We start from the raw sequence: 11,849 nt of genomic DNA, 5'->3' as shown, positions 1-11,849 counted from the left end.
GTCACAGTGTAATGATTGACAGGGCTTAAATTTGTTAATCGGGCATAATCGCGACGATATCCTGCTTGATATAAGCCTGCAGCAGCTGACAAACTCCCTGATAAAAACCGGAGTTGTTAACCTTATCGGCAGCTTTTACAAACTGCTCTAGCCAGGAGAGAATATGCACTTCGATAAAGTTGATCTGCGCTTCACTGACACCGTTAACATCCTGAATAATCAGGTTGCCTAGATAATCAAGCTGGACGGCAATATGATCCGCCGGCTCGTTAAACTCGGGATCAACCGTTAACCCTTGTGCTTTGAACAGATCAATCATATCCTGATGAGGCTGTTCAAACAGCTGCCCTGACTTAGACAGGTAAACAGATGCATAGGGCGGTGCACCCGCTTTTGTATCGGTTAAAAAAATCTGGCTGAAGTCAGCCGCTAATTCCAGCTCCGGTTTATTCATAGCTAAAATAGTGGTTAACGCTGATTTTATTTTCTGTACAGAAGCAGTAAAGTCAGGCTCCTGTTCAAGCTGATCTAACAGGGTTACCCCTTCACCGCAGAAATACATAGCAAGCTGCTCTTTATCTAACTCTTTGGTGAGTAAGGTTGCGAACCACCAGTAGAGGCTCGCACGTGTTTCATTTATTTCAGATACTGTTGTTTCTGTCATTTTCCTGCTCACTTTCTTGATACCTGCACACAGGTATCCGCAGCTGACGCCGCGAATACCTGATTTTGTTGTGCAGTTGTATTTAGCTTATCTCTTTCGGACCGCCGAATGCAGTTACCGCTGGTGCTTTACCGACAAATTTTTCATATTGAACCTGACAGGTATTGGCACTGGTTGCCTGTGACAGCTCAGAAGTTGCCAGATCCAAAGTCAGTGTGTTCGGATCGCCGTAGGTATCTAATGAACCTATCTTCTCATCAACCGGGCCGTACCATGCCCCTTCTTCAATACGGGCAACACCGGCAGGGTAGTTATCGGATACAACAGCACCTGCTAATAACTGGCCGCGATCATTAAATACACGCACTATATCACCATCTTTAATACCGCGTGATTTTGCATCCTGCGGGTTAAGGTAAATCGGCTCTCGGCCTTTAACGGCATAAGTCGCACGGAACTGTTCTGAATCACACATTTGTGAGTGCAGGCGTTTGTTCGGGTGACAAGACTGCAGCCAGATAGGGTGCTTATCCGATCCTGGACCGCCGTGTGAACGCTCAGTTTTTTCAAACCACATCGGATGACCCTGACACTCTTTGTATCCGTAACGGTCTATTTTACGGCTGAATATTTCGATAAAACCGGACGGAGTTCCTAATGAATTGATTTCCGGATCTTCGCGGAAAGCCGCCTGACGTGTCCAGTCTTTGCCTTTACCGAAATCAACAAACCCCTCTTTCCAGAATGTCTCAAAATCAGGCATAGGGAAACTGGCTTTATTAGCTTCCACACAGCCGTCATACAGCTCTTTTACCCACTGCATCTCACTCTTACCCTGAGTGTAGTCTTTCTCCTGGCCGAGTTTGCGTGCCAGCAGGGTAAATATTTCAAAGTCAGTTTTCGACTGGAATAAAGGATCAACCAGTTTGTGCATTGCGATAATACCGCGCCCGCTGTATGAACCGTAAAGATCTAAATCGTTACGTTCCCACTGCGTACAAGCCGGAAGAACGATATCCGAGAAACGGCAGGTTGCCGTCCAGGTGAAATCAACCGTCACAACCGTTTCCAGCTTATGGAAAGCTTTTTTCATGTTGTTGCGGTCCTGGTGATGGTGCCACGGGTTACAGCCCGAGAAAACCATCATCTTAAGATCCGGCAGGGTAATGGTCGCACCGTTTGCCTGAATCTTTTTACCCGGTTGTAAAATCGCATCAACCCAGCGTGCCACGGGAATCGTGCTGCTGTAACCTTTGTAGTCTTTGTTTTTGTGAATACGTTTTTCAGGCTTATCCGGATTACGCGGGAATGCTCCCGGACCGGCTGCCCCCGTTGAAGAAACACCTACCGAGCTGTAATGATGCGCGTAGCTGATACCGCCGCCGGGTAAACCTATCTGCCCTAACATAGTCGCAAGTACCGCCGCCATCCAGTACGGCTGTTCACCATGCTGCTGACGCTGGATGCTCCAGCCGACCATAATCTGGGTACGTTCTTTGACCAGCATACGTGCAAATTCACGAATATCATCGGCTTTTATGCCGCAGATCTGTTCAGCCCATTCCGGCGTCTTTTCAATTTTATCTTTAGTTGTGCCCAGCAGGTAGGGCACAAAGTCTTCAAAACCTAATGCATAGGTATCGATAAACTTCTTATCGTATAAATTCTCTTTATAAAGTGTATGCGCAATCGCTAACATAAAGGGTACATCGGTCTGCGGGTTGATGTACTGCTGCTCTGAGTTTAAGTAGTTCTGCGTTTTGCTTTTAACCGGATCCACACTGATCACGCGGATCTCTTTTCTGGCTATTTTTTCTTTCAGCTGTTCAAGATATTCAAAGGACTCGTGGGTTTCACAGTTCCAGCCGACCTGCAGGTTTTTAGCTAAGTCAGTTCCCCAGAGTACAATGGTTTTACTGTTTTTAAGGATCAGCGGCCAGGAGGTGCCCTGTGCATAAACTTCGGTTGTGCCCAGAACATAGGGCATGATCGTCTGGCCCGCACCCGTAGAGTAGTCGCCTACTTTATTGACTGTGTAGCCGTGCATGCCGATTGCGCGCGCCATATGATTACCGCAGGAGTGTACCTGACCCGTTGAGCGCCAGCCGGTACTTCCGGCATGAATTGCCCAGGGACCGTACTGAGTCTGCATGCGTTCTAATTCATCATGGAACAGGGTTATTGCTTCATCCCAGGTCACACGGATAAAGCGGTTATCACCACGCTGTGTGGTATCGCTCTTTTCACGGTTCAGATACCAGTCGTAACGCACCATAGGGTAACGAATACGTGACGGACTGTAGATAATACCCTTAATGCCTTTAAGCATATCGGTCGGGTATTTATCTGCTTCAAATGCTTTTATTTCCTGTACTTTACCGGCGTAAACACGGGCACGGAATGCGCCCCAGTGTGAACCGGTCACTTTCCATTGACCTGCTGTATCGGAGGCCGCCGCATTCGCTGCTTGAATTAAACCCGGGCCGACTAATGCTGCAGTACTAGTGGCCATCAAACCTTTTAAAAAACTACGTCTTGAAATTGACATTGTGACCTCCTAATTAATGCGCTTCGTCTGAAAAATCAGATGAATGTTTTTGTAGATATTTAAGCACTAACGCCTGTGTATCCCCGTCTAAATTCACGAAAGATAACATACCGTTGAACATGCCCGGCCACGTATTGGTGTCAAAATGATTTTCTGCCGGCTGAGTGTGACAAACACTGCAGCTGCTGTCGTAGGTTGTTTTAGCAAAGGTCCATAAAGTATCACGGGACTCTGTTAATGAGCTGTTACGCATCCATAATTTAACACTTACTTTCTGCCATGGAAGACCGGTTAAATCATCAACTTTAGATTCACCTTTTTCCATGTAATCATCACTTTGTGCAACTTCTTTAGTTAAGAAGCCGTCATTAATATTCATCGCAAAGTCTTCGAACATTACCCGGCCGAAACCTTTAGTTTTACGCCATGCGTCAATTTCAACCTGAACAGCATCACCTTCAACCGTTAGTACGGTTACTTTGGTTGCAGCATTTAACTGTCCGGCTTCAGTTGTTAAGGTTTTATCGGTAAACAGAGGCAGCTGACGAACGCTGTAATAACTTTGCCCTTTGTCGTAACCCGATGTTGCTAATGCTTCAAGTTTTGCCAGTGTACCTTCGCCTGAATCCATATTATCAGGCAGGTTATGGGCAATACCTTTATGACAGTCAATACAGCTTTGATCGCGCTCGGCGGCCATTTTCATCTGTACCTGGGCACGTTCAGACATGATAGAAAAATCCATGCTGTTGTAGTTGTGACAGTTTTTACATTCTAGAGAATTATTTGCGGTGAAACGGTCCCATTCATGCTGGGCTAACTCGCCGCGTTTGGCTAAGAATTTCTCACGAGTATCGATATTGCCGAATACTGCGCTCCACACCTCTTTGGACGCCTGCATTTTACGGGCTATTTTATCTGTCCAGTTATGCGGAACATGGCAGTCCGGACATGTTGCGCGTACACCGGAACGGTTCTGCCAGTGCACCGTTTCCTGCAGTTCAACATAAACATTGTCAGACATTTCATGACATCCGATACAGAACTCTTCTGTATTGGTGGCTTCCAGTGCAGTATTAAAACCACCCCAGAAAATAATACCAGCTAAGAACCCCCCCATAGTGAGCAGTCCAAAACTTAAATGTACACTTGGTTTACTGACAATCTGCCAGAAACGTTTTATTAATTTCATCATAACTAGGCCTTTGTAATAAAAGGTAAAGGGGAAAAAGTAAATACAGGATTTTTGAGTTTAACCATGACCGGGAGGGCCCATCATAAACATCTGTAAAAACCAGACGGTAAAACCATAACCGCCGACCAGCATGACGCTTAAAATTGGAAATAAGCAGACGGTGATAAACAAGAATGTTTTCCATTCGCCCGCGCGTGTTGTTTCTTCTGATTCAGTTTTTATATCTGACATAACAATTCCGTTTTTTTGTAAATTTAGGTGAACTTTAGCTTAGTTTTTAGTTGTGTTGCTTAGGTCGTAACTTAATTGTGAAGTTCTTGTGAAGAATTGTAGTTTTGAAACCTAATGTGTTCAATTGTTTTACAATAATTCACAATGATTTAATAAAGGTGCTTTATTTATGATGTTATTGCCTGTAATAGTGTAAAGGTTACTTGATCCAGGTCTATTTGTTTATTTCTATGATCTGATATTTACGAAATTGATTAACATCATTTTATTATTCTGTAGTGAAATGAGAATGGTATTCACTTAAATGTTAAGCAAATAAAGATCACTTACATGTAAAATATGTGGTTATTATTTTTGTGTGGTTTGAGTCAGTTATCTTTCTACAAATAAGTTTCTTATGTCGGTATTTTTATCTTGATCAGTATAGAGTTTTATTGTTGAAATTCCACTGAGCAGATAATAAATACCATTCCGCATAAATATCTGATCAGTCTTACTGGTTAAAATTAACGATAACCTCGTTGTTTTCAATCCCAATAGCTAACTATTGCTCAATCAAACGCCTTGCTCTCATTAATTTTTCCTGCGTAATTTCAGACCATTTAATTATGCGGATTGGTATAACCAGTCCCTTATTCTTGTAAATGTTCGCGTAGATAGTCAACCAGCAGACGTATCTTGGGAGAAAGATAACGGTTTTGCGGATAAACTGCCCAGATCCCCTCCGGTGCTTCGCGCATATTATCCAGCAGGGTGATTAATTTTCCTGAATCTAAGTGCTGCTGCAGATAATAATCAGGCAGCTGAATAATGCCTAAATGTTTCAGCGCAGCATCAACTAGGCCGATACCGCTGTTGCAGCGGATATTACCTTTTACGCGGATATTTTTTTCTCTGCCTTGTTCGTTAAAACGCCAGTAATCCCGCGTACCCAGCAGGCAGTTATGATGTTTTAATTCAGATAACGAATGCGGTTCGCCAAACTTGTTAATATATTCGGGAGAAGCGCAGACGAAGTTGGAGCGAACAGCTAATTTTTTGGCAATTAAGCTGGAATCTTTTAACTGCCCGAGACGTATCGCTAAATCAAATCCTCCGTCGACTAAATCGACACGGTTATTGGTCAGGTCACTGATCACTTCAATCTCGCTGTATAACTGCACAAAATCGTTAATTAAAGGTAATATTTTTTGTTCACCATAGGTTACCGGTGCCGAAAGTTTTATGGATCCCTGCGGACTGCTCTGTAAGTTAGTAACGGCCTGTTCTGCCGCCTCTAAACCGTCTAATACATCGCGGCAGTGGCGGTAAAACACCTGTGCTTCCTGAGTCAGAGTCACTTTACGAGTTGTACGGTAAAACAGTTTTATATTCAGGCGTTTTTCTAACGCACTAACCTGCCGGCTGACCTGTGCGGTGGAAATTTTCAGGCTTTTTGACGCCAGGGTAAAACTTTCTGTTTCAGCTACCGCGACAAATTCGTTAATACCTTCCCATTTCATGATTGTTACCATCTCGTAAAAGTAATTTGCAATTTTGCCATATTATCATCTCTTCAGAAATAAATATAATAGCAGCACTTAAAACAAACAAGCACCAGCATGAACTTAATAAAATCGTGTTGAGCATTAACTGGAGTTCATATGACTGATCAATTTATCAAATCAAAAGCCGCCATTGCCTGGGGCCCTAATCAACCACTTTCAATTGAAGAAGTGGATGTGATGCTGCCGCGTAAAGGTGAAGTATTAGTTAAAATCATCGCTTCCGGTGTCTGTCATACCGATGCCTTCACTATGTCTGGTCAGGATCCGGAAGGAATCTTTCCAGTTATCTTAGGTCACGAAGGCGGTGGCATTGTTGAACAGATCGGCGAAGGTGTGACTAGTGTTGCTGTAGGCGACCATGTGATTCCGCTTTACACGGCTGAATGCGGTGAGTGTAAGTTCTGTAAATCAGGCAAAACTAACCTGTGCAGTGCAGTACGTGAAACCCAGGGTAAAGGTCTGATGCCGGACGGCACAACACGTTTTTATAAAAACGGCCAGCCGATTTTCCATTATATGGGCTGTTCTACTTTCTCCGAATACACAGTTCTGCCGGAAATATCGCTGGCTAAAGTAAGCAAAGAAGCGCCCTTAGAAGAAGTTTGTCTGTTAGGCTGCGGTGTGACAACCGGTATGGGCGCAGTACTGAATACTGCAAAAGTTGAAAAGGGCGATAACGTTGCTATTTTCGGTCTTGGCGGTATCGGACTTTCAGCAATTATCGGCGCAAAAATGGCCGGGGCAGATCGTATTATCGGTGTTGATATTAATGAAAGTAAATTCGAATTAGCACGCCAGCTTGGCGCAACTGACTGCATCAATCCGAAAGATTACGATAAACCGATTCAGGATGTGATTGTAGAGATGACTGACGGCGGTGTTGAATACTCATTTGAGTGTATCGGTAACGTTGATGTGATGCGCAGCGCGCTGGAGTGCTGTCATAAAGGCTGGGGCGAGTCAGTTGTTATTGGTGTAGCCGGTGCTGGTCAGGAGATCTCAACCCGTCCGTTTCAGCTGGTAACCGGTCGTGTATGGCGCGGCAGCGCATTTGGCGGTGTTAAAGGCCGCTCTGAACTTCCTGAGCTGGTTGAACGTTATATGGCTGGTGAATTCAAACTGAGTGATTTCATCACCCATACTATGGATCTTGACAGTATTAACGGTGCGTTTGACCTGATGCACAGCGGTGAAAGTATCCGCACTGTTATCCATTTTGATAAATAACCTCTAGTACAAACTGGCCGTCATGCTGTTGAGCAGACGGTCTGTTTCTGTCGATCCGGAAAGAATTATGACAATCGAAAATATCAGCTGTAACAAAGCCTTTGACGGCTGGCACAAACAATATACACATCAGTCAGCAGTGCTTAACTGTGCTATGCGCTTTGCTGTTTATCTGCCGCCGCAGGCAAGCAGTAAAAACCCTGTGCCGGTTATGTACTGGTTATCCGGCCTGACCTGCAGTGATGAAAACTTTATGCAGAAAGGCGGTGCTCTGGCTGCCGCCGCTGAGCTGGGGATTGCAATTGTTGCGCCGGATACCAGCCCGCGCGGTGAAAATGTGCCCGATGATGAAAAACAGGCTTATGATTTAGGTTTAGGTGCGGGATTTTATGTTAATGCTACCCAGGCCCCCTGGAACAGGCATTATCAGATGTATGATTATGTGGTTGATGAACTGCCGAAACTGATTGAAACACATTTTCCAGTGAACTCGCAGCGGGTGATCAGCGGTCATTCAATGGGCGGGCATGGTGCTTTGGTGATTGCACTGCGTAATCCGAAATTATATTCGTCGGTAACAGCATTCAGTCCGATCAGTAATCCGATCAACTGTGCCTGGGGAAGAAAAGCATTTAGTGCTTATCTTGGAGAAGATGCCGATGCATGGAAACAGTATAACGACTGGTCTGCTTATGATGCCAGTGAATTAATGCGTAAAACAACAGCGCAGATTCCGGCAATGGTTGAGCAGGGGTCAAATGATGAGTTTTTAGAAGAGCAGTTGAAACCGCATACATTATTGAAAGCTGCTGAGGTAAATAACTATCCGCTGACTTTTAATATGGCAGAAGGTTATGATCATAGTTATTATTTTATCAGTGCATTTATTGAGAAACACCTTCACTTTCATGCGCTTAATTTAGGGCTTAGCAGGGCTCAATAAGTTCGTTCAGCTGATAAATAGTCTCTTTATCAGCTGATTTCTGCTAATTGAGCACATTCAGCAGATATTCTACCATGCCGTTCACTGTTAATACCTTAGGGTAGTCTGCTTCGGGAATCGCGGCTTGAGTGCGCTTAGATACTGCAGTTACTAAATTAAGAAAGTCCATTGAATCCAGCTCTAAGGCATCGCGCATATCCTGGTCATCGGGTACTTCATGGGGTTCTATTTCAGGGGCGATATTGTTTAATTCTTCCAGGATTAATGTTTTTAGTTCGAGACTGTCCATAATTCCTCCGGTTTTTGTAACTGCTGATTGAGCTGATAAAGAAAACGCGCGCCGATATGACCGTCACTTACGCGGTGATCCGCTGCCAGACCGGCGATAATAACAGTTCGTATCTTAATACTGCCGTTGACCACCAATGCCTGTTTATGAGGTGAACCCAAAGCGATAACAGCAACCTGCGGCGGATAAATAACCGCAGACATCTGCTCAGCACCGCGCTCTCCAATGCTGGTTACTGTGCAGCTGCTTTGAGTTAATTCTGAAACGAGTAAACTGCCGCTCCGGGCGCGGCTTACCTGCTCTTTAAGTATCTGCATCATTGATTGTGCAGTGAGATTTTGAGCATCGCGTATAACCGGCATCACCAGCCCGCCTCCGCGTAAATTAATCGCATTAGCCAGGTTAACTGTATCGCCGGGAAAAAACTGCTGTTCTTGATATAAGCCGTTGAGCTGCTTGTTGTTCATTAAGGTGCGGGCAGCTGCACATAACAGCGGCGCGGCAAGTAACAAGCGTGATTCTACGGGCTGTGCGGCATTGTGTGTCTGCAGGTATTGTTCCAGTGCTGTTATATCTAAGCGATGGTTGAGGTAATAATGGGGGATTTCCTGCTTGGAGCGGGTTACAGTATCACTGATAGCCAGACGCATGGCTTGTTTATCAAATCCGCTCTGTTTCGGCGGAATTTTTTCTTCAGCTTCAGGTGCTTGTGACGGAGCTGCGTCAGGAAGTTTTGTGAGTGCTTTTTGAGCGTCTGCCAGGGTGATTACCTCATTGCCTTTTTCTGTCGCTAAATTCGACAGAGTCAACTGATGCTGTGCGGCAAAAGCGCGGGCGGCCGGAGTTGCAGGAATAAAATCAGTGCCGTCTGCTGTGACTCTCTTATCTGTTTGTTTACTTAGCGGTGCTGTGTCTGGGGCCGTTGAAGACTGAGCCGGCACGGCTGCCTGAGGCGGAGTACCGCTAAGCGAACGCAGCCGCGCAATCGCAGTGCCGACTTTGACTTTCTGACCTTCTGACACTAACAGTTGTTCAATAACAGCATCTTCGAAGAGATCCAGGTCAATGGCCCCTTTATGTGTGTCGATAACTGCAATCACCGAGCCTCGTTTTATACTGTCACCTTGTTTTACTAACCACTGCACCAAGGTGCCCTGCGCCATATCAGCTCCAAAGGAGGGCATGTTTAAATCATGCACACTGTCACTCATCACTTAACCTCCGGTGTCGGGATAGTGCTTTGCAGCATCTGCACGGCCGCCTCTACGATTTGGGGAACTTGAGGCAGGCTGGCTTTTTCTAAATGATCCGCATAGGGAGTGGGTACCTCGATGCCGCATATTCGACGAACCGGGGCATCTAAATACCACAGAGCCTGCTCCGCCAGCGTGGCGCTTATTTCTGCCGACATACCGACACTTTTCCATGATTCATCGACGATTAATGCTTTATGAGTACGGCGTACTGAATCAATAATCGTGTCTCTGTCTAAGGGGCGTAAACAGCGTAAATCTACAACTTCAATATTATATCCCTGCTCCTCAAGCTGCTCGGCCGCCTGCATGGCTTTATATAAGCATCCTCCCCAGGTGATAATGCTGAGATCCGTACCGGTTTTACGGATCACCGCTTTTTCCATGGGGGCGATATTATCTGTTTCAGGCAAAGTCCCGGTTTGGTTATAAAGCATTACATGTTCAAATATAATTACCGGATCCGGATCGGCAAGCGCCATTTTTAACATATATCGTGCATCGCCTATGGTACCCGGATAAAGTACTTTAAGGCCGGGAACATGAGCGTATAACCCTTCAAAGCTATGCGAATGCTGCGCCGCTAACTGTTTACCGGCACCGCAGGCCATACGGATCACCAGCGGTACAGATACCTGTCCGCCCGACATATGACGCAGAGTAGCGGCGTTATTGATAATCTGATCCAGAGCGAGCAGACTGAAATTGACTGTCATAATCTCTACAATCGGGCGCATACCGCCGATAGCCGCGCCGATGCCGGCACCGACAAATCCAGATTCAGAAAGCGGCGTATCGATAATCCGCTGTGCGCCGAAGTCATCAAGCAGGCCTTTAGATACTGCGTAGCAGCCGCCGTAATGACCGACATCTTCACCCATCAGAAAAACCCGGGAATCTTCCGTTAAAGCCTCAACCATAGCGGCTTTAAAAGCATCTCTGAAACTTATTTCACTCATGGGGAGCCTCCGCATAGACATGTGTTAATAAACCTTCGAGCGGTTCAACAGCGGCATTTTCAGCATCAGCAACAGCCGCATCAATCTCCCTGTCAACAGCCTGCTCCATAGCCTGCAGTTCTTCTGCTTCAATCTGGTGGTTGCTTTTAAGCCAGTGGGTAAGCTGTATGATAGGTCCCATTTTCTTCCATTCGTCGATTTCACTGCTGCTTCGGTAAAGCTGTGTGTCAAACATTGAATGACCGCGAAAGCGATAGGTCTGACATTCGATAAAATGCGGACCGGCGCCGTTACGTATTGCCGTACAAGCCAGCTGCGAGGCCGCTTCCACATCCACTACATTCATACCGTCAACGACCTGCGACGCTAAACCGTAATTGGCCGCTTTTAAATAGATATTCTGATTAGATTCTTCGAGTTCCAGGGCATTACCCATTGCATAACGATTATTTTCACAGATAAATAGAATCGGCAGCTGCCATAATTTTGCAAGATTCAGGCTTTCATGAAATTCGCCTTCAGCTACGGCGCCTTCACCGAAAAAACAGCAGGTGACAACCGGACGCTGCTGCATTTTATCGGCCAGTGCCAGGCCGACCGCCAGAGGCAGTGCGCCTGCGACAATAGCATTGCCGCCGAAGAAACGCCGGCTGATATCAAAGAGGTGCATTGATCCGCCGCGGCCGCCGCTGCAGCCTGTCTGTTTGCCGAACATTTCCGCCATAATATCGTTCATTGGAACACCGCGTGCCAGGGCATGGCCATGTTCCCGATAAGTGGCTAATACCGCATCTTGAGAATTTAATGCCTGCATTACGCCTACAGAGATCGCCTCCTCACCGTTATACAGGTGCAGAAATCCGCGTATTTTTTCTTCGCTGTACAGGGTCACGCAGCGCTCTTCAAAACGGCGTATACGGATCATCTGTTTAAGTAAAAAATGCAGATGTTCGCGGCTGACATGTAATTTGTTACTGGACATGATTTAACCTC

The 11,849-nt window shown here is 45.8% G+C and carries 11 protein-coding genes; 2 read left to right on the top strand and 9 right to left on the bottom strand.

Features of this window, described 5'->3' with window-relative positions:
* Positions 1-34 precede the first annotated feature (34 nt).
* The 5 genes from torD to G337_RS0103745 all read right to left on the bottom strand — a co-directional run bounded on the left by torD (position 35) and on the right by G337_RS0103745 (position 6,140).
* Positions 35-664 (bottom strand): molecular chaperone TorD, encoded by a 630-nt coding sequence (gene torD / locus G337_RS0103765; RefSeq protein ID WP_028862686.1) that lies wholly within the window; start codon positions 662-664, stop codon positions 35-37.
* An 82-nt stretch (positions 665-746) separates the two neighbouring features.
* The gene (torA, locus tag G337_RS0103760; protein ID WP_028862685.1) at positions 747-3,212 is read right to left on the bottom strand and encodes a trimethylamine-N-oxide reductase TorA; all 2,466 of its coding nucleotides are present in this window, start codon (positions 3,210-3,212) and stop codon (positions 747-749) included.
* 13 nt (positions 3,213-3,225) lie between these two features.
* Entirely contained in the window at positions 3,226-4,404 is a 1,179-nt protein-coding gene (gene torC, locus G337_RS0103755; protein WP_425414423.1) for a pentaheme c-type cytochrome TorC, read from the bottom strand.
* Between the two features lie 60 nt (positions 4,405-4,464).
* On the bottom strand, positions 4,465-4,638 hold the full coding sequence (torE, locus tag G337_RS0103750) for a trimethylamine N-oxide reductase system protein TorE (RefSeq protein ID WP_028862683.1): 174 nt from the start codon (positions 4,636-4,638) through the stop codon (positions 4,465-4,467).
* 632 nt (positions 4,639-5,270) lie between these two features.
* Entirely contained in the window at positions 5,271-6,140 is an 870-nt protein-coding gene (locus G337_RS0103745) for a LysR substrate-binding domain-containing protein (protein WP_028862682.1), read from the bottom strand.
* A 141-nt stretch (positions 6,141-6,281) separates the two neighbouring features.
* Here G337_RS0103745 and G337_RS0103740 point away from each other — a divergent pair, with 141 nt between their 5' ends.
* Positions 6,282-7,412, top strand: a complete 1,131-nt coding sequence (locus G337_RS0103740; protein ID WP_028862681.1) for an S-(hydroxymethyl)glutathione dehydrogenase/class III alcohol dehydrogenase — start codon at positions 6,282-6,284, stop codon at positions 7,410-7,412.
* Between the two features lie 67 nt (positions 7,413-7,479).
* Entirely contained in the window at positions 7,480-8,355 is an 876-nt protein-coding gene (gene fghA, locus G337_RS0103735; protein ID WP_028862680.1) for an S-formylglutathione hydrolase, read from the top strand.
* A 43-nt stretch (positions 8,356-8,398) separates the two neighbouring features.
* Here the strand turns inward: fghA and G337_RS0103730 are convergent, their stop codons facing one another.
* Genes G337_RS0103730 through pdhA form a run of 4 tightly spaced genes read right to left on the bottom strand, consistent with a single transcriptional unit; the run spans position 8,399 to position 11,838 of the window.
* Positions 8,399-8,644 carry an acyl carrier protein gene (locus G337_RS0103730; protein WP_028862679.1) on the bottom strand — a complete coding sequence of 82 codons (246 nt, stop codon included), beginning with the start codon at positions 8,642-8,644 and terminating at the stop codon, positions 8,399-8,401.
* Entirely contained in the window at positions 8,626-9,855 is a 1,230-nt protein-coding gene (locus tag G337_RS0103725) for a 2-oxo acid dehydrogenase subunit E2 (RefSeq protein ID WP_051302935.1), read from the bottom strand. Before G337_RS0103725 ends, G337_RS0103730 begins: the two co-directional genes overlap by 19 nt.
* Positions 9,855-10,856 (bottom strand): alpha-ketoacid dehydrogenase subunit beta, encoded by a 1,002-nt coding sequence (locus G337_RS28865; RefSeq protein WP_028862677.1) that lies wholly within the window; start codon positions 10,854-10,856, stop codon positions 9,855-9,857. Before G337_RS28865 ends, G337_RS0103725 begins: the two co-directional genes overlap by 1 nt.
* Positions 10,849-11,838: a pyruvate dehydrogenase (acetyl-transferring) E1 component subunit alpha gene (gene pdhA / locus G337_RS28860; protein WP_028862676.1), complete on the bottom strand. Its 990-nt coding sequence runs from the start codon at positions 11,836-11,838 to the stop codon at positions 10,849-10,851. Before pdhA ends, G337_RS28865 begins: the two co-directional genes overlap by 8 nt.
* Positions 11,839-11,849 lie beyond the last annotated feature (11 nt).

Source organism: Psychromonas aquimarina ATCC BAA-1526 (assembly GCF_000428725.1).
GTDB classification, from domain to species: Bacteria; Pseudomonadota; Gammaproteobacteria; order Enterobacterales; family Psychromonadaceae; genus Psychromonas; species Psychromonas aquimarina.
Note: the sequence above shows the minus strand (reverse complement) of the source record. Positions and strands in the feature narration are given on the sequence as shown.